Annotated in this window: 18 protein-coding genes; 6 read left to right on the top strand and 12 right to left on the bottom strand. The window is 35.9% G+C overall.

What is annotated here, in order from left to right; translation table 11 throughout:
- Positions 1 to 7 precede the first annotated feature (7 nt).
- The 9 genes from ACK4R1_RS11590 to ACK4R1_RS11630 are packed head-to-tail and all read right to left on the bottom strand — an operon-like array spanning position 8 to position 8,608.
- Positions 8 to 1,456, bottom strand: a complete 1,449-nt coding sequence (locus ACK4R1_RS11590) for a tagaturonate reductase (RefSeq protein WP_409687002.1) — start codon at positions 1,454 to 1,456, stop codon at positions 8 to 10.
- A 21-nt stretch (positions 1,457 to 1,477) separates the two neighbouring features.
- Positions 1,478 to 2,152 (bottom strand): bifunctional 4-hydroxy-2-oxoglutarate aldolase/2-dehydro-3-deoxy-phosphogluconate aldolase, encoded by a 675-nt coding sequence (locus tag ACK4R1_RS11595; protein WP_409687005.1) that lies wholly within the window; start codon positions 2,150 to 2,152, stop codon positions 1,478 to 1,480.
- 2 nt (positions 2,153 to 2,154) lie between these two features.
- Positions 2,155 to 2,670 carry a LacI family DNA-binding transcriptional regulator gene (locus ACK4R1_RS11600; RefSeq protein ID WP_409687008.1) on the bottom strand — a complete coding sequence of 172 codons (516 nt, stop codon included), beginning with the start codon at positions 2,668 to 2,670 and terminating at the stop codon, positions 2,155 to 2,157.
- Between the two features lie 40 nt (positions 2,671 to 2,710).
- Complete coding sequence (locus ACK4R1_RS11605; RefSeq protein ID WP_409687011.1) at positions 2,711 to 3,733, bottom strand: PfkB family carbohydrate kinase; 1,023 nt, start codon at positions 3,731 to 3,733, stop codon at positions 2,711 to 2,713.
- Positions 3,734 to 3,745: 12 nt separating this feature from the next.
- Complete coding sequence (locus ACK4R1_RS11610) at positions 3,746 to 4,084, bottom strand: cupin domain-containing protein (RefSeq protein ID WP_409687015.1); 339 nt, start codon at positions 4,082 to 4,084, stop codon at positions 3,746 to 3,748.
- Positions 4,085 to 4,087: 3 nt separating this feature from the next.
- Positions 4,088 to 5,488 carry a glucuronate isomerase gene (gene uxaC / locus ACK4R1_RS11615; protein WP_409687018.1) on the bottom strand — a complete coding sequence of 467 codons (1,401 nt, stop codon included), beginning with the start codon at positions 5,486 to 5,488 and terminating at the stop codon, positions 4,088 to 4,090.
- A 12-nt stretch (positions 5,489 to 5,500) separates the two neighbouring features.
- A complete protein-coding gene (locus tag ACK4R1_RS11620; protein WP_409687021.1) occupies positions 5,501 to 6,286 on the bottom strand; it encodes a gluconate 5-dehydrogenase in 786 nt (261 codons plus the stop codon).
- Positions 6,287 to 6,289: 3 nt separating this feature from the next.
- The gene (gene kduI, locus ACK4R1_RS11625; protein WP_409687024.1) at positions 6,290 to 7,126 is read right to left on the bottom strand and encodes a 5-dehydro-4-deoxy-D-glucuronate isomerase; all 837 of its coding nucleotides are present in this window, start codon (positions 7,124 to 7,126) and stop codon (positions 6,290 to 6,292) included.
- A gap of 36 nt (positions 7,127 to 7,162) precedes the next feature.
- Positions 7,163 to 8,608 (bottom strand): MFS transporter, encoded by a 1,446-nt coding sequence (locus ACK4R1_RS11630; protein WP_409687304.1) that lies wholly within the window; start codon positions 8,606 to 8,608, stop codon positions 7,163 to 7,165.
- A 479-nt stretch (positions 8,609 to 9,087) separates the two neighbouring features.
- On the opposite strand from ACK4R1_RS11630, the gene ACK4R1_RS11635 reads away from it, so the two are divergent.
- Complete coding sequence (locus ACK4R1_RS11635; protein ID WP_409687027.1) at positions 9,088 to 9,624, top strand: hypothetical protein; 537 nt, start codon at positions 9,088 to 9,090, stop codon at positions 9,622 to 9,624.
- 54 nt (positions 9,625 to 9,678) lie between these two features.
- Here the strand turns inward: ACK4R1_RS11635 and ACK4R1_RS11640 are convergent, their stop codons facing one another.
- Both ACK4R1_RS11640 and ACK4R1_RS11645 read right to left on the bottom strand, forming a co-directional pair.
- The gene (locus ACK4R1_RS11640) at positions 9,679 to 10,446 is read right to left on the bottom strand and encodes an SIMPL domain-containing protein (protein WP_409687030.1); all 768 of its coding nucleotides are present in this window, start codon (positions 10,444 to 10,446) and stop codon (positions 9,679 to 9,681) included.
- A gap of 48 nt (positions 10,447 to 10,494) precedes the next feature.
- Positions 10,495 to 11,124, bottom strand: coding sequence for a rhomboid family intramembrane serine protease (locus ACK4R1_RS11645; protein WP_409687033.1), 630 nt, complete (start codon positions 11,122 to 11,124; stop codon positions 10,495 to 10,497).
- A 103-nt stretch (positions 11,125 to 11,227) separates the two neighbouring features.
- Here ACK4R1_RS11645 and ACK4R1_RS11650 point away from each other — a divergent pair, with 103 nt between their 5' ends.
- Positions 11,228 to 12,100 carry a lysophospholipid acyltransferase family protein gene (locus ACK4R1_RS11650; RefSeq protein WP_409687036.1) on the top strand — a complete coding sequence of 291 codons (873 nt, stop codon included), beginning with the start codon at positions 11,228 to 11,230 and terminating at the stop codon, positions 12,098 to 12,100.
- A gap of 22 nt (positions 12,101 to 12,122) precedes the next feature.
- Here ACK4R1_RS11650 and ACK4R1_RS11655 read toward each other — a convergent pair whose 3' ends face one another.
- On the bottom strand, positions 12,123 to 13,610 hold the full coding sequence (locus ACK4R1_RS11655; RefSeq protein ID WP_409687039.1) for an aminotransferase class V-fold PLP-dependent enzyme: 1,488 nt from the start codon (positions 13,608 to 13,610) through the stop codon (positions 12,123 to 12,125).
- A 239-nt stretch (positions 13,611 to 13,849) separates the two neighbouring features.
- On the opposite strand from ACK4R1_RS11655, the gene ACK4R1_RS11660 reads away from it, so the two are divergent.
- The 4 genes from ACK4R1_RS11660 (at position 13,850) to ACK4R1_RS11675 (ending at position 17,395) form a co-directional block, all read left to right on the top strand.
- The gene (locus ACK4R1_RS11660; protein WP_409687042.1) at positions 13,850 to 14,299 is read left to right on the top strand and encodes a hypothetical protein; all 450 of its coding nucleotides are present in this window, start codon (positions 13,850 to 13,852) and stop codon (positions 14,297 to 14,299) included.
- Positions 14,300 to 14,303: 4 nt separating this feature from the next.
- The gene (locus tag ACK4R1_RS11665; protein WP_409687045.1) at positions 14,304 to 16,094 is read left to right on the top strand and encodes a sensor histidine kinase; all 1,791 of its coding nucleotides are present in this window, start codon (positions 14,304 to 14,306) and stop codon (positions 16,092 to 16,094) included.
- Positions 16,091 to 16,705: a response regulator gene (locus ACK4R1_RS11670; protein ID WP_409687048.1), complete on the top strand. Its 615-nt coding sequence runs from the start codon at positions 16,091 to 16,093 to the stop codon at positions 16,703 to 16,705. Before ACK4R1_RS11665 ends, ACK4R1_RS11670 begins: the two co-directional genes overlap by 4 nt.
- Before the next feature lie 462 nt (positions 16,706 to 17,167).
- Positions 17,168 to 17,395 (top strand): hypothetical protein, encoded by a 228-nt coding sequence (locus ACK4R1_RS11675; protein WP_409687051.1) that lies wholly within the window; start codon positions 17,168 to 17,170, stop codon positions 17,393 to 17,395.
- Positions 17,396 to 17,572 lie beyond the last annotated feature (177 nt).

The following is a 17,572-nucleotide window of genomic DNA, read 5'->3' on the forward strand; positions in this document are numbered from 1 at the left end:
TGCTGCTTTAAGATTGGTATTGTTTATTGAAATTCAAATAGCCTTTTTCCAAACCATTTGCTTCAATTTCTGACAAGGCAAAAACGATGTCTTCGCTTAAGCCATTGACTTTGGTTAAATCTTCTCCCCAAAATTCTTCATTTGATAAAACTGCTTTTACAACCGCTTCTAAATTGGATAATTCCCAAGCCGTATTGAATTGTTCTACCAATTCCGGCGTGTCTTTTATTGGCAATGCTTTTCCGTTCCAAACGCCTTTGTAAAATTGAATCAGACAAGCTAATGAGAACGTTAAGTTAGTTGGCAATTGTTGATGATCATTATAATATTGAATCAAACTTGGTAACACACGTACTTTGAATTTCGAGATAGAATTCAAAGCGATATCCGACAATAAATGCTTGATAAACGGATTTTTAAAACGATCCATTACTTCTTCTGAATAAGCCAAAATTTCGTTTTTGTCCATTTGCAACGTACCATTAATTTCGTTGATGATGCTGTTGACAAATTTTCCTGTAAAATCGCCATCTACGGTTTGCTTTACGGTTTCATTTCCGAATAACAAAGAAAACGGAACCATTGCCGTATGCGCACCATTTAAAATTCGAACTTTCAACGTTCTGAACGGTTGCATATCATCCACAATTTTCACATTCAAATTGGTTTTGTGGAAAGGCAATTTAGCTCTTAAAGCGTCATCGCCTTCTATTACCCAAAGGAAAAATGGTTCGGCTGTAACGATTAAATTATCTTGGTAATTCAACTTGCTGTTGTATTCTTCGATTTCATTTCTCGGATAACCCGGAACAATTCTGTCTACCAAAGTGTTATGGAAAGTACAAGCTTCTAATAACCATGTTTTGAAAGCATCGCCTAAATTCCATTGCGTGGCGTATTTTACTATAATTTCTTTTAACGTATCGGCATTGTGGTTGATTAATTCGCAAGGAATTATCGTTAATCCTCTGGCTGAGTCGCCGTTAAAATGTTTAAATCTTTCGTGTAATAAAACCGTTAATCGTGCAGGAAATGCAACTGGCGGACGCATTTCAGGTGTATCAGTTTCGATGTATTCGATTCCGGCTTCGGTTGTATTGGAAATGATGAATTGGAGTTCTTCTTCTTTAGCTAATGCCAAATAATCGTCGTATTCTTTATACGGATTAATTCCGGCAACGACATTGGTAATCAATTCGATATCTTGAATTTTCTCACCCTTTTTGATTCCGTTTAGAAACAAAGTATACAATCCGTCTTGCTCATTAATCAAATTCACCATGCCGTTTTCAAGCGGTTGAACCATGGCGACTCCGGCTTTGAAGTCAAGCTCTTTATTTAGCTTTTGAAAAGCATAATCAACGAAAGCTCTTAAAAAATTACCCTCTCCAAATTGTACTACTTTGATTGGAAGTTTTGTTTCTAATCCTTGACTTTTTCTATTTAATTTTTCCATTTTAGTATTGGATAAAGGTTTTTATTGATTTGAACGGATTTTTTGAATGGTGGCCAATGTGGCTTTCACTTTAGCTTCCAATCCTGCGAAATCTTTATTGTTGATTATGTCATTGGAAATCAATTGAGAACCGATTCCGACACAAGTCACGCCGGCATTAAACCACCCTTTTAGATTTGCTTCATCAGTAGAAACACCACCCGTTGGCATAATGCTCGTCCACGGACAAGGTGCTTTTATCCCTTTCACGAATTGCGGTCCGTAAACATCTCCGGGAAATAGTTTAACGATTTCACAGCCTAATTCTTCGGCGCGAGCGATTTCAGTCAGTGACGCACAACCCGGCGACCACAATACTTTTCTTCGGTTACAAACGATGGCAATGTCTTCTCTTAAAACCGGTGTTACTATAAAATTGGCACCTAATTGCATATAAAGTGAAGCCGCAGCTGCATCGGTTATTGAACCCACTCCGAGTATCATTCCCGGTAATTCGGCCAAAGCATATTTATTCAGTTCGCCAAAGATTTCAAAAGCAAAATCGCCACGACTGGTAAACTCCATTAACCGAGCGCCACCGTCGTAACAAGCTTTCAAAACTTTTTTCCCCAATTCAGCATCCGAATGATAGAACAACGGCACCATGCCGGTAGCTGCCATTACGTTTGCGACTTCTATTCGTGAATATTTTGCCATGCTTATTTGATTTGTTTTAATAAATTTCCAAAGTTTGCAATGCAATTTTCTTTTAAAACGTCATAAGATTGGCTTTTCAAAATTTGCATGTACTCAATTGGAATCGTATTGGTTTTATTGTAAGACTGTTTAATTTCATTTTCATTGATGGAAAGTACCATGGCTGCATCGATACTACCATCATTGACTTCATCTAAATATTCTATTTCTTTTGATTTGTTTTCAAAAGATTGAAAAAGCATTATTCTGTAGCCCGATTTAGAAGCCATTTTCTGCATATTGTAAAGTGCATCGCTATAAAAACTGTCATTCACTTGTGGTAGAATAACCGCCACAATATTCGATTTACTTTTTCTTAAGGCGATAGCATTTTTATTGGGCACGTAATTATTTTGGTTGGCAAACTCTTGGATAATTTTTTTGGTGGCGACATTAATATCATCCTTGTCATTCAATGCCTTCGAGACCGTAGACACTGAAAAACCAGTAACATGTGATATTTTTTTTAAGGTCATCATAACTATTAACTACTTTGCTTGCTTTAAAAATCAGTACTTTTTATCTGGAAACTTTTCCTGATGCGTCTCCGTTTACAATGTTTTCAATTTCTTCTAAAGTGGCCAAATTATAGTCGCCCACGATGGTGTGTTTTAAACAACAAGCGGCAACGGCAAAATCGACGGTTCGTTGCAAATCATTTGGGGTTACAATCAAACTATAAACCAATCCGCCCATGAAAGCATCGCCTGTTCCTACTCTATCAACAACTGGTGTTACTTCTTTTACAACGGCTTTGTAAATTTTATTGCCATCGAATAAAATGCCACCGATTCTTTGATGTGAAGCGCTAACGGAATATCTTAAAGTTGTTGCTGCGATTTTTAAATCGGGACAATGATTCAATAATTTGGAATAGTAATCGTGTAACAACGCTTCGTTAGTATAATCGGGATCGACTTTTTCTAAACCTAACATGAAATAAGCCGTATCGATATCACCTAAAATGACGTTGCAATATTGCAACATTTCGGGCATCACTTCTTTGGGTTGCTTGCCGTATTTCCATAATTTAGAACGGTAATTCAAATCGCATGAAATGGTCAATCCTAAACGATGCGCAGTTTGAATCGCAATCAAACATTCGGCTGCAGCGTTTTCAGAAATAGCGGCTGTAATACCGCTCCAATGAAACCAAGTTTTGCCCTCGAAAATTTTTTCCCAGTTGAATGCGCCTTTTTCGATAGTTGCAATGGCGCTATTGGCACGGTCGTAAACCACATTACTTCCACGATTACCTGCACCGGTTTCGAGAAAATATATTCCTAATCTATCGCCACCAAAAATCACATTTTGGGAATCGACATTCATTTTTCGGATTTCTTTTAAAGCGCATTGTCCGATTTCATTATCGGGTAAACGTGTTACAAATTCGGCTGCGACACCATAATTTGCCAGTGAAACCGCCACATTGAATTCGCCACCACCATAAGTAGCATTGAACCGTTGTGATTGTCCGAATCGCAAATGCCTTTCTGTTGAAAGTCGCAACATGATTTCACCGAAAGTGACTACTTTATTCATTCGTTTAAACTATTATTTTATAAAATCTTCTCGCATTGGACTAAAGACATCAATCAACATACCTTCCTCTAAACAAACTACGCCATGCATAACATCTGAAGGTATGTAAAAAGAATCCCCTTTTTTTAATACTCTGATCTCGTTTCCGATAATCACTTCAAATCTGCCTTCGGAAATATGAGTCACTTGAGCATGATGGTGATGGTGTAAAGCACCGATTCCTCCTTTTTCAAATCGTACGTTGACCATCATAATCGAATCATCAAAACCCCCAATTTGTCTTTGAATTTTATCTTCAACGACTTCCCAATGGGTTGTTTCATTCTCGAAAAAGACAGCACTATCTGACATCACTTAAAATTTAAAATATTCTTTGGCATTGTTGTAACTGATGTCGGCTACCATTTTTCCTATCCATTCCATATCATTTGGCAATTCACCTCTTTGGATTTCATCGCCTAAAAGATTACACAAAATTCTTCTGAAATATTCATGTCTTGGGAACGATAAAAAGCTTCTCGAATCAGTTAACATTCCGATGAAACAGCTGATTAAGCTCATATTGGATAAGGCATTCAATTGTTTGGTCATCCCGTCTTTTTGGTCTAAAAACCACCAGCCTGAACCAAATTGTACTTTTCCTTTTACGCTTCCGTCATTAAAGTTACCAATCATCGTCGCCATTACCTCATTATCAGCCGGATTTAAATTGTAAATGATGGTTTTGGTCAATTTGTCTTTGCTGTCTAAAGCGTTTAAAAAACCTGATAATTTTTGTGCTTGCGGATAATCTCCGATGGAATCCCAACCGGTATCCGGACCTAAAATTCGGTGCATGCGCGCATTGTTATTTCGCAGCGCACCTAAGTGAAATTGTTGTACCCAACCGAATTCATGATAAGTTTCGGATAAGAACAACAAAATCGCGCTTTGGAATTTTAAGGTTTCTTCTTTTGTAAGCTCTTTGTTTTCTCTTTTCTTTTTGAATATCGAATTGACTTCGCTTTCGGTGAAACTTTCGAAATAAATTTGGTCTAAACCGTGGTCACAGAGTTTACAACCGTTTTGATCGAAATAGTCGATTCTGTTTCTTAAGGCCGAACATAAATCGGCATAAGAATTAATCGATATTCCGGCCACTTCTCCTAAAGTATCAAGGTAAGCATTATAACCTTCATTCGAAATTAAAATAGCTTTATCCGGTCTGAAAGCCGTGCTGACTTTTACTTCGAAATCGCTTTGTGCTAATTGTTGGTGATACTGTAAATTATCGATTGGATCTTCAGTGGTACAGACGAATTCGGCTTTGACTTTTCGGAGTAAATTTTGGGTACTATACGCTGGAGAATTCACTTTCTCTGAAGCTTCCAAATAGATTTTCTCTGCTGACTTTTCGTTGAGTAAATCGTAGATGTCAAAATAACGCGCCAATTCTAGATGCGTCCAATGGTACAAAGGATTTCGGATGGTATAAGGAACGGTTTTTCCCCAATTCATAAACTTGTCTTTATCAGAACCGTTTCCGGTGATAAATTGTTCGTTTACGCCTAAAGTTCTCATTGCACGCCACTTGTAATGATCGCCGTTAATCCAGACTTTGGTGATGTTATCAAAAATGGTATTTTCGGCAATGTGTTGTGGTGACAAATGATTGTGATAATCAATAATAGGCTGATTTTTAGAATAGTTGTGGTACAATTCTTCAGCGTATTTATTTTCTAACAAAAAATTATCGTGTATGAATTTGGTGCTCATTTTAAACTCTTTTTATTCTTCATTGTATGGTTTTCCGATAGTGGCTAAAATGCCGCCATCGACATAAATAATTTGTCCGTTTACAAAATCACTCGCTTTGGAAGCCAAGAAAATGGCTGCGCCGGCTAAATCTTCCGGATTTCCCCATCGTGCGGCAGGCGTTCTGTTGATAATAAAATCATTGAACGGATGTCCGTCGACACGAATCGGCTCTGTTTGGCTTGTGGCAAAATAACCCGGTCCAATTCCGTTGACTTGAATGTTGTGTTTTGCCCATTCGGTCGCTAGGTTTTTGGTTAGCATTTTTAGTCCGCCTTTGGCCGCGGCATAAGCAGAAACGCTGTTTCTTCCCAATTCGCTCATCATAGAACAAATATTGATAATCTTTCCTTCTTTGCGTTCGATCATCTGTTTGGCTACCAATTGTGACATGATAAATGGCCCGACCAAATCGACATCAATTACTTTTCTGAAATCGGCCACCGGCATGGTGATGGCTAACTCTCTTTTTATAATTCCGGCATTATTGACCAGAATATGGATTTCTCCAATTTCTTTTGAAATGATATCGATGTATTTCGCAGCATCGACTTCATTAGTCACATCGAATAAATAACCTGACGCTTTATAGCCTTTGGATTGATAATACGCAATCGCTTCCTCCATTTTAGAAGGTGTTGTTCCGGTAATGATTAATTGTGCTCCGGCATCGGCTAAAGCTTCAGCAATAGCCATTCCTAAACCGTGCGTTCCACCGGTAATTAGTACATTTTTATTGGTTAAATCGAATAGTTTCATAATCTATCTTAATTCATTTGGCGCTACGATATCCATATCACCGTAATCTAAATTTTCGCCTGCCATTCCCCAAATAAAGGAGTAATTAGACGTTCCGGCTCCCGAATGAATTGACCATTCAGGAGATAGAACGGCTTGGTGGTTTTGCATAAAAATATGCCTTGTGTTTTGGGGTTCGCCCATAAAATGACTGATAGTTTGGCCGTCTTCCAAATCGAAATAAAAATAGGCTTCCATGCGTCGGTTGTGAGTGTGTGACGGCATGGTGTTCCAAATATTGCCGGGCAATAACTCGGTTAAACCCATTTGTAATTGACAAGTTTGAACAACACTGTTTACTATCAGTTTATTGATGATTCTTTTGTTGGCGAATTTCTCTTCGCCCAAATGAACTATTTCTGCGTTTTCTTTGTTTACTTTTTTGTTTGGGAATTTGTGATGCGCCGGAGCCGAATTGATATAGAACAAAGGTTGTTCACCATCAACTGAAGCAAAAACAACATCTTTACAATCTTTACCTACATAAAGCGCTTCTTTTTTTTCTAAAACAAATACTTCTCCGTCAACAGTAACCGTTCCTTTTCCGCCAACGTTGATAATGCCTAATTCTCTTCTGTCAAGAAAATTTTCAGATTTTAAATACGGAATCGTTTCCAATTTTAAAGCTTGACCAACCGGCATAATTCCTCCGACAATGTATCGATCATACATGGAATAAGTTAGATTTATTTCATTGGCTACAAAAAGCTTTTCAATTAGAAATTGGGCTCTTAATTCGGTTGTATCATATTTATTGGCATCTTTTGGATTGGATGCATATCTGAAATCAAAATTTGTCATTCGTTTAATTTTATATTCTTTTAAATCATTTTCATTCTACAAATCACTTATTGGAGCATATTTTGGCACCAAGGTTTTCATCACCATCCAACCTATCAAATAGCAAACGGCACAAATAGAAAAAATGATGAAGTAACCACCTTCGATTCCTTGAAAACCCATGAAATCCATGTTGGTATCTTTACTGTAATCGAATAAAACACCTGAACCTTTATTGATTAAAGTAGAACCAAGTCCGCCTGCCAAACCACCTATTCCGGTAACGGTTGCAATGGCTTTTTTAGGAAACATATCTCCAACAGTTGTAAAAATATTTGCCGACCAAGCTTGATGCGCCGCACCGGCAATACCGATGATAATTACCGGAATCCAATAAGTATAATAACCTAATGGTTGAGCAATCAAGGCTAACAATGGGAAGAAAGCGAAAATTAACATGGCTTTCATTCTTCCTTCATAGGGATTCATTCCTTTCTTTTCTACAAAATATGTTGGCAACCAACCACCAATAATAGAAAGCAAAGTAATCATGTATAAAACAAACAATGGAAAAGCTGCTTCGGTAGAATCCATTTCATAAACCGAACTTAAATAAGCCGGTGTCCAGAATAAGAAAAACCACCAAACGCCGTCGGTCATGAACTTTCCGAAAGCGAAAGCCCAAGTTTGTTTGTACTTAAAACATTCTAAAATGGTTACTTTTTTTGCTGTTTCAGCCACATAGCCAACTAATTTACTGTCGGCGATTGTGTCTTGTTGAATATAGGCTAATTCTTCGGCAGAAACTCTTTTGTGTTTTTCAGGTTTATCGTAAATAAAAATCCAGAATCCCATCCATACAAAACCTAGAGCACCAATAATAATAAAAGCCATTTCCCAACCGAATGCTTTAGCAATAAACGGAATAGAAATTGGCGCCACTAAAGCACCAACAGTCGCTCCGGCATTAAAAATACTAGTAGAAAACGCTCTGTCTTTTTTGGGAAAATATTCTGCGGTTGTTTTAATCGCTGCCGGAAAATTTCCTGCTTCGCCTACTGCTAAAACAAAACGAGCAAAAATGAATAAGGTAACACTTACTGAAATCACCATTCCCGTATCATTGACAGTATGAATAATATCTTTAGCTCCTTCAAACCCAACAAACCAATTACCAGTTATGATTCCAGAAGTTGCAATCCCGGCGAAGGCGTGTAAACATGCACCCACCGACCAAACTCCGATTGCCCATAAAAATCCTTTTTTGGTATCCATAATGTCGACAAAACGTCCGGCGAACAATAATGAAACCGCATAAAAAATGGAGAATAGCGCAGTGATGTTACCATAATCGTTATTTGTCCAATGAAATTCAGGAGCAATAAAATCTTTCCATGTCAAGGAAAGCACTTGCCTATCCAAATAGTTAATAGTCGTGGCAAAAAACAATAAGGAACAAATTGTCCAGCGATAATTTCCTTTTGCTTTATAAGGTTGCTTCATTATTTCAGATATATTTTTGTTATAATTAGGTATAGCAGACATTCTTAAATTTTAGTTTAAATAAACTGATCAATAAAAAAAATATTCGAATCGGTTTCTTTCTTAATGTAATCGATTGCACAAATATAAATTTTAATTTAATACCACAATTAATTATCTATAAAAAAAATGTATAAAAATTATGTTTTTAGGAAAATAAATATGTAAAGTTTGTCAATAAAACTAAAAAGAAGGAAAAACAACAGCATCATAACAACAAGAATACAAGCAAGTTCATCAGTAAGTCTTATACTTCAAATGTTTATCAATATGGTTTAAATGTATTCAAATTCATAAGTAAATATTTAAGCTTTTTATATGAGTCTGTCAACAACATTGTCTATTCGATTTTAACTCATGTTAAAACTATGTGTAAGTTACATTTTTTGTTGAAGTTATATTCAAAAAAAGTATCTTTGGTTTTCTAAAATTTATGCTTTATGAAATCAAATTTAGTTTTTAATTCACTTTTAGTTGTTTCCTTAGCGTTTGTATCTTGTAAAAAAGAGGAAGAATCAACTGCAACTACAGATGAAACTCCAAAAGAAATAATAATGCCCAGAGTGCAGTCTATTCCAAGTCAAACTTACACTCAACAGCCGGTAGAAAACACAATGCCAGTTCAAAACCAACAGATGACTGCCAGTCAAACCATTACTCCAAATCAAACACCGGTGGCTACGAAAAAAGGAATGAATCCGCCTCATGGACAACCTGGACATCGTTGTGATATTGCAGTTGGAGCGCCATTAAATTCTCCACCAGGAAATGCTAATCAACCCAAAGCTGGAAGTGCTATTACACAACAAATTGATCCAAGTAAATTTACTACACAAACTACGCAACCGTCAGCAACCCCGGCTATTTTGAGTCCGGATGGAACACCAACTACTACCACTGCGCCCGGAATGAATCCACCACATGGAGAAGAAGGACATCAATGTGGTATTGCCGTTGGTGCGCCATTACCTAAATAAATAAAAATCCCATCTTTTAAATAGATGGGATTTTTATTTTAATATCAAATAGGTTTATTCTAACGTAAAAGTAACGGTGACATTTGTATTGATTTCCAATTCCCCAATAGCTAAAGTTTCTCTAGGCATAGCTTCTGCAGCCATGGCCATCATTCCTCCTTTGTACATGGGTTGTGGCACATAAACACTTGAATTATCAGTAATCAATAATGCTTTGCCTACTTTTTGTCCTAGAACAGAAACATAATCCGTTGCTTTTTGTTTGGCATTCAACATTGCTTTTTTTCTGGCCTCTCTTTCATGTTCCTCCATTTTAGAAGACTTGAATTCTACTCCATCTATCGAATTAATTCCTGCATCATTCAATCCCATCATAATATCATCATATTTTGATAAATCTTTGAGCATAATACTTAGTGACTGATTGGCTTGGAAATTGTATTTTTTCTTTTCATAATCATAACTTTTTCCTAAGCTAACATTGTTCGTTTTATAATCGGTGGCAGGAATACCACTTTTCTTTAAAAATTTGATTACTTTATCTACCACTTCATCATTTAATGTTTTTACTTCCTTGGCATCTTTCCCAGAATTTTGAAAACCAACAGTTACTAATGCCTGATCTGGAATTACCATTATTTTTCCTTCACCGGTTACAGTAATTTGTGGTACTTGTGGCTTTGATTCTTGCGCATTGGTACTCCATACTAATAATAAGGCTAGAATTAATAAGGACTTTTTACCCATAAGTTTAAAATTGTTTTGGGGAAATTTGTGACCCGAGCCAAAAAGGCGAACTGATGTAATAATCTTCGATTTCATAGTGTTTTTATATTTGTTTTAATTGTCCGATTTCAAAAGTTGTGCCAATTATAATTTTCCAATCTTGGCCATAATAAAAAGTATGATGATAGGAACTGACAATATAATAACCAATGTAGTTTGCTCTTGAAACAATATCGGATCTTTTAAAAGTGTTATAGCATACCCGCCGATAGCACCGCCAAAATGTGCTGTATGTCCTATATTATCACTCTTGGCTTTCATACCGTAAATGGAATACATCAAATATAAGAAGCCAAAAACATAGCCTGGAATAAAACCGTAAATCTGCATATCAGGGAATAACAAAATTGAAGAATAAATAATTCCGGTAACTGCACCTGATGCGCCTACCGCTCTATAATTATATTCATTGCCGTGAAACACCATAGTCAGTAAACTTCCGAAAATCAAACTACCGGAATAAATCAGCAAAAAAGAACCATTACCTAATATTCCGCATACAATTGGGGCAAAAGAAAACAAGGTAATCATATTAAAGGCCAAATGGATTTCGTCTGCATGTAAAAAACCCGAAGTTACCATCCTTACTTGTTCGCCAGCTCTGATACTTCCAACATGAAACTGATACTTTCTATAAAAAAGTGGGTCATTAAATCCTTTAAAACTAATGAGGACATTGGCTAGAATTATGGCCAATAAAAAGGGATTATCCATTATAAAATATATTTTAGTAAAAATAATAATACTTCCTTAGGTTTTGTTAATGTTAGTCTGATAAAATCACTTTTAACTTTATATTTGCATAAAATTATTAAGCATGCAGTTTGTTGTTTTTGTTCTCCTCTATCCTTTTCTGTGGCTAATTTCGATTTTGCCTTTCAGAATTTTATATTTAGTATCCGACGGAGTTTATATTCTTGTTTATTATGTAATAGGATACCGAAGAAAAGTTGTTCGTCAAAACATAGCCTTAGCTTTGCCACATTTATCTCCAAAAGAACAATTGAGCGTTGAAAAAAAATCCTATCACCATATGTGTGATATGTTTTTGGAAATGACGAAAACGATGACCATTTCAGAAAAGGAAATGAATAAGCGTTTTGTATTTACCAATTTAGAGTTATATAAAGATCTAGAAAAAAAACAAAAAAGCATCGCCTTATTGTGTGCACATTATGCAAGCTATGAATGGGTAGTTTCTATGAATAAACATATTACTTTTGAAGGTTTCGCCATCTATAAGAAAGTTTCAAATAAATATTTTGACAAATTAGTTAGAGATATTCGTTCTAAATTCAAGGCTACTTTAATCACGACTAAAGAAACCATTCCAGTTGTCGAAAAAAATTATAAGAAAAAGCATTTAGGCATCTATGGATTTGCCAGCGATCAATCACCTCAAGTTACTAAAACACACCATTGGGGAACCTTTATGGGTATTGAAACCCCAGTACATACCGGTGCAGAAATGCTCGCCAAACGCTATGACATGAATGTAATCTTCCTTCGTACCAAAAAAATAAAGCGCGGATACTACGAAGCAACATTTGAATTAATGTTTGATAACCCAAAAGAGGTGCCGAATTATCAAATATCAGATGAGTTTTTAAGACGCGTAGAAAAACAAATCTACGAAGCCCCGGAATATTATTTGTGGACACACAAGCGTTGGAAACACAAGAGAAAGTAGTGGTCAGTTGGTTGTGTTGTATTTATTTGGTACTGAACCAAGATTTCACCATTTCTTTTTCGGAATGTTTGGCATTTTTATGAATGAACTCGTTGGTTTTGGCGTTGTATTCATAATCTTTAGCCCAATCTTTGTGATTCTGTGCCAATGCTTTAATGCTTTCGCAAACAAATTGTATCTCTTCTGAAGTAGTTGTTGGGTGAATCGACATTCTAATCCATCCCGGTTTTTTGATTAAATCGCCCGAGGTAATTTGGCACACCAAATCATGAGAAGTCTCTTGGTCAACATGCAATAAGAAATGCCCATAAGTTCCAGCGCAACTGCAACCGCCACGGGTTTGGATTCCGAATCTATCGTTCAATAATTTTACGCCCAAATTAAAATGCAAATCGTCAATATAAAACGAAATTACCCCTAACCTATTTTGGTGCTGATTGGCTAAAATATTGATGTTTTCTATCGAATTTAATTCAGCAAATATATACTCTACGATTTCGTGTTCTCTTCCTAAGATATTTTTAACACCCATTTGTTCTTTCAACTGTATTGCCAAAGCGGTTTTAATCACCTGAAGAAAACCAGGTGTTCCGCCGTCTTCACGGTCTTCTATATTGTCTATATATTTATGTTCACCCCAAGGATTTGTCCAAGAAACAGTTCCGCCACCTGGACAATCAGGCACGTTATTTTTGTATAAATTTTTGTTGAAAATCAAAACGCCCGAAGTTCCTGGTCCACCCAAAAATTTGTGAGGCGAAAAGAAAATAGCATCTAAATAACTTTCCGCATCCGGATGCATATCGATTTCTACATACGGCCCTGAACAAGCAAAATCTACAAAGCAAACACCATTGTTTTGATGCATTAATTTAGCTACTTCGTGATATGGTGTTCTGATTCCGGTTACATTGGAGCATGATGTAATTGAAGCAATTTTGAAACTTCTATCTTTGTATTTCTTCAATAATGCGGCAAATTCATTCATACAAAGTAAACCCTCTTCATTCGCGGGAATTACCACTACATCGGCAATCGTTTCCAACCAAGACGTTTGATTCGAATGGTGCTCCATGTGTGAAATAAAAACAATTGGTTTTATAGCAGCAGGAATATCGGTAAACTCCTTAAGATTTTCTGGTACTTTTAAACCTAAAATTCTTTGGAACTTATTCACTACACCTGTCATTCCCGTTCCGTCATTGATCAGAACATCATTGTCGTTAGCATTGACGTGTTTTTTGATGATGTGTCTGGCTTCGTGATAAGCCATAGTCATCGCCGTTCCTGAAATAGTTGTTTCGGTATGGGTATTGGCCACAAAAGGTCCGAATTCATTCATCAGTTTTTCCTCAATCGGACGATACAATCTACCGCTGGCAGTCCAATCGGTATAAATGATTTTCTTTCTTCCGAAAGGAGACTCAAACTCTTGGTCAATTCCAATGATATTCTGGCGAAATTGTTGGAAATATTGCTCTAAAGCCGTTTGGGTTTCTGTGGTAATCATAATGCAACTATTTGAGTTCAAAGATACATTATTTTTAATTTTAGCTCAAAAAAAATCCCCTTTGTTGATAAATTCACAATATTTAATGAAATTAAAATACCCTTTTTGAAACAATTAGGCAAAACAGTCATTTGTACTATTTATTTGGCGGAATTATGTTAAAAAATACACTTTATAGCGTTTATTATTACAAAATAATTTCTCATCTTTGGTATATCTAACCAAAACAAACACATCACATGAAAGTCTACGAATCAACCGGCTCTTTTAACCCAAGTGAAGAAGTCTTTTCTATTACAATTCAAACAACAAATATCAGTCCTGATGAATTCATCATTACTAAATTCTACAACATATGCAATGCCAGTCGGTATGCAATTGTCGGTATTTTAGAAACAAAAGATAAAAACGCCACTGATTTTTCCGATTATCCCGCTAATAGTCAACTTATTCTGGAAGACGTTTCCTTTGGTGAACTAGACACTTCCTATTTGGCTTCCGGTGATAAAGATATTTATGACATTACCACCAGTGATCAAATTATAGTTTACATCCATCACGGTATCGGCTTTGATCCTAACACCAATTCCGACGACAATAAGTACATAGAAAACTACAAAGACGGTATTTATGTTCACTTAGCCGGTGGTTCACCTCCGGGATCAAAAGGTGATGGATACATGGCGTAAATAAATGGCTAAAGAAAAAAAAACATACAATAACAAATTCTTGCTTGTTGCACTATCCCTTTTTAGTGTGGCAGTCGCTTTTGCACAAAATAAAGCCTTAAAAGAGTTTGAGTCTAAATTTGACAAACTGGATTACACCACACGTTTGGCTGAATTGAGAAAGTTCAAGCCAAAAGAACTATCGGTAAAAGACCAAGCCCTTTTTGAACATTTGTCCGGAAAAACACAATATCTGCGAAACTCCGGTGTTGGTGCCGTAGAACATTTTGTCAAAGCCAGAGCACTTTACCTCAAAGCCAATGATTTAGACAAGGCAATGGAACTGGCCATCACTATTGCGGAACAAAAAAGATTTAGTGATTATAAATTTAAAGATTACAAACCTCTCTTAGATGAAGCTATAGCGTATGCGCAAGAAAATAATAAGCCTAAATTGTTGAGTTCGGCCTATCTAGAAGTAGGCAGCAATCTTTCGGACTCTTTACCTTATGAAGCAATTCGGATTTTACAAACAGGAAAAAAGATTGCGATAAAAAACAAATTCTTCATAGATGAAACAATATACGACAGAAGAATTGGTATTGCTTATCGCAAAGGTCTGAAGGATTTCAAAATGGCACGCCACTATTTTGGGTTGTCTTTAGAGAAATGCAAGAAACATAATTTTGAGGAAGGTATCGGTTATGTCTATATCAACTATGCCGGAATGTATAGAAAAGAAGGAAAACCAGAGAAAGCCATACCATTATACGAAAAAACATTTTCTTTAAAATTCGACAATTATAGAATTCTTTTCAATGCCAATATCTATCAGTTCTTATCTGATACTTATCGGGAAATGAAGGACTATGAAAAAGCATTGGAATGTCTTGATAAAAAAAAGAAATACGAAAGCGATATGAGCGACCAAGAAGAAAACAAAATCATTCGCGATATCAACACTAAATACGAAACCCAAATAAAGGATCTCGAAAACAAAAACCTGAAAATCAAAGACCAACAAAACAAAATGATTCTCTATGCTTTTGTTGGTTTATTTATTATCGTAGTCATCGCCGCCTATCTCAAAATTAACAATATCAATAAAAAGAAAAAAATTGCGGAACAAGAAAAGTTTATAGAAAGCCAAAAACTCGAAAATGTACTCAAAGACCAAGAGCTACACGAGATAGATAAAATGCTGGAAGGTCAGGAAAAAGAACGTCTTAAAATAGCCAATGATTTACACGATAATTTAGGTAGTACATTGGCCACTTTGAAACTTAATTTCCAAACCCTTTACCAACAAAAAGGAGACATTAAAGAAACAGAACAAGAAATATTTGCCAAAACCGATGATTTAATAGAAGAAGCCTATCAAAAAGTACGTGGAATGGCACATGCTAAAAATGCCGGGGTAATCGGAAGCGAAGGCTTGGTTCCCGCAGTGCAAAACATAGCCAAAAAAGTGACTATTCCGAACAAGCTTAAAGTGCAAGTGATTCCATTTGGCATGACCAAAAGATTGGAAAATTCTCTTGAAGTAACGCTTTTCAGAATGATACAAGAAATCTTAACCAATACCATTAAGCACGCTGAAGCTACTGAAATTACCATTAGTTTAACGCAAGACGAAGATAGCATCAACATACTTGTAGAAGACAACGGCAAAGGATTTAATCCAAAGAAAGTTGATAAAAAAGAAGGAATGGGCTTGAGTAACATTGAAAAGAAAGCAGAACAACTCAACGGCACTTTCAGTATAGATAGTTTTGAAGGAAAAGGAACCACCATCATTATAGACATCCCAATATGATAACGCTAATAATTGCCGAAGACCATCAAGCCCTGATTGATGGCATGAAATCATTTCTGAAAAACGAAAACGACATCGAAATTGTTGGCCACGCCAATGATGGCTTAGCACTTATAGATATTGCCCGACAGTTAAAACCCAATGTGATTATTACTGATATTCGTATGCCGAAATGTGATGGCATCATGGCAACTAAAACTATTAAAACCGAATTGCCAGACACCAAAATCATTGCTTTCAGCATGTTTGATCACGACGATGCTATTTCGCAAATGAAAGAAGCCGGCGCTTCAGGTTATATCATGAAAAATTCCTCGTTGCAAACTGTTTTAGATGCGATTCGAGCAGTGAGTCAAGGGTATTCCTATTTTGTGAATGATACAGACAATCAATACGAAACTCCAAAAAACGAATTGATTTTCAGTTCACGCGAAAAAGAAATCCTGCAATTCATTGCCGAAGGAAAATCGTCTCAAGAAATCGCTGAAATCCTTTTCATTGAAAAATCAACCGTTGATTCACACCGCAAAAACATGTCAAAAAAAATAAAAATTATAGGTAAAAACGATTTAACAAAATTCGCTTTAGAGCGTAAATACGACTATTTGTAGTAAATTTACATAAGAATCGCTATAAAAAATCCCCATTGATGGGGATTTTTTTTTTGGATTTGTTTCCCGACTTTTAAACAATCAAAATATAAATGATTGATTTTTGATTAGTTATTAATCACAACATTGTAATAAGCTTTCTTAGTGGTATTTGAAAAACATATTCAAGGTTGATTTTGAAGAATAACTGTCAAATTCATAATAATTTAAGTTTTGGTTAGTTAATAAGAAAAATCCTGCCCGATTAAACAAAAAATTTTAGTGGTATTTGATAATTGTATTAAGGGCAGGTTTTTTTCATCATCAAGTAAAATTCGACTGATTCATATACGCCTAAAAGAAACCAAAACCCCAATTTGGTCATTTCCTACAACAATATACGCCTAACTATGAATGATAAAAGATTAAAAAATGTGAAAGCATAAATTTAAAGTTGAAATAATTCATAATTATAATAAAGTCATGTGTTGGAACAATGTAGAATCCCAGTGTAAAATGGTCTATGAAACACCATTCATAAATGCCGATAAACCGCTAGACCGCAAGTTTATCATACAAATCATTGCTGAGGAATTTCCCGATTTTTCTCGTGTTCGCATAGCGGCTTCAGTAGACCGTTGCTTAAAAATATTCCCCGCGCCGGTGGAACGCCAAAAGCTATTGCACTTTGTGCAAAGCAGCTTGCGATAAATCGGCACTTTATACCTACCGCTCCGCCCTCTTCCATTTTGAGACTTTGAAAGAGGGTTTCGGAGCTAAATGATTACACTTCGACTTAAACAAAAATTAACTTTTATCACAGTAAAGAGATTTCAAAGCAGTTTCTTATTAGGTAAAAGTGTTGTTTTTTTTTGTAAATTAGTGATA

This window comes from Flavobacterium sp., from assembly GCF_046293665.1.
In the GTDB taxonomy this organism is placed as follows: domain Bacteria; phylum Bacteroidota; class Bacteroidia; order Flavobacteriales; family Flavobacteriaceae; genus Flavobacterium.

Bases quoted from the DNA above. Each gene is read 5' to 3' on its own strand.
- ACK4R1_RS11600 (WP_409687008.1), bottom strand. From the start codon at position 2,670: ATGATGACCTTAAAAAAAATATCACATGTTACTGGTTTTTCAGTGTCT.
- uxaC (WP_409687018.1), bottom strand. From the start codon at position 5,488: ATGAGCACCAAATTCATACACGATAATTTTTTGTTAGAAAATAAATAC.
- ACK4R1_RS11590 (WP_409687002.1), bottom strand. From the start codon at position 1,456: ATGGAAAAATTAAATAGAAAAAGTCAAGGATTAGAAACAAAACTTCCA.
- ACK4R1_RS11645 (WP_409687033.1), bottom strand. From the start codon at position 11,124: ATGGATAATCCCTTTTTATTGGCCATAATTCTAGCCAATGTCCTCATT.
- ACK4R1_RS11650 (WP_409687036.1), top strand. From the start codon at position 11,228: ATGCAGTTTGTTGTTTTTGTTCTCCTCTATCCTTTTCTGTGGCTAATT.
- ACK4R1_RS11595 (WP_409687005.1), bottom strand. From the start codon at position 2,152: ATGGCAAAATATTCACGAATAGAAGTCGCAAACGTAATGGCAGCTACC.
- ACK4R1_RS11675 (WP_409687051.1), top strand. From the start codon at position 17,168: ATGTGTTGGAACAATGTAGAATCCCAGTGTAAAATGGTCTATGAAACA.
- ACK4R1_RS11610 (WP_409687015.1), bottom strand. From the start codon at position 4,084: ATGTCAGATAGTGCTGTCTTTTTCGAGAATGAAACAACCCATTGGGAA.
- ACK4R1_RS11665 (WP_409687045.1), top strand. From the start codon at position 14,304: ATGGCTAAAGAAAAAAAAACATACAATAACAAATTCTTGCTTGTTGCA.
- ACK4R1_RS11635 (WP_409687027.1), top strand. From the start codon at position 9,088: ATGAAATCAAATTTAGTTTTTAATTCACTTTTAGTTGTTTCCTTAGCG.
- ACK4R1_RS11605 (WP_409687011.1), bottom strand. From the start codon at position 3,733: ATGAATAAAGTAGTCACTTTCGGTGAAATCATGTTGCGACTTTCAACA.
- ACK4R1_RS11660 (WP_409687042.1), top strand. From the start codon at position 13,850: ATGAAAGTCTACGAATCAACCGGCTCTTTTAACCCAAGTGAAGAAGTC.
- ACK4R1_RS11640 (WP_409687030.1), bottom strand. From the start codon at position 10,446: ATGAAATCGAAGATTATTACATCAGTTCGCCTTTTTGGCTCGGGTCAC.
- ACK4R1_RS11630 (WP_409687304.1), bottom strand. From the start codon at position 8,608: ATGAAGCAACCTTATAAAGCAAAAGGAAATTATCGCTGGACAATTTGT.
- kduI (WP_409687024.1), bottom strand. From the start codon at position 7,126: ATGACAAATTTTGATTTCAGATATGCATCCAATCCAAAAGATGCCAAT.
- ACK4R1_RS11620 (WP_409687021.1), bottom strand. From the start codon at position 6,286: ATGAAACTATTCGATTTAACCAATAAAAATGTACTAATTACCGGTGGA.
- ACK4R1_RS11655 (WP_409687039.1), bottom strand. From the start codon at position 13,610: ATGATTACCACAGAAACCCAAACGGCTTTAGAGCAATATTTCCAACAA.
- ACK4R1_RS11670 (WP_409687048.1), top strand. From the start codon at position 16,091: ATGATAACGCTAATAATTGCCGAAGACCATCAAGCCCTGATTGATGGC.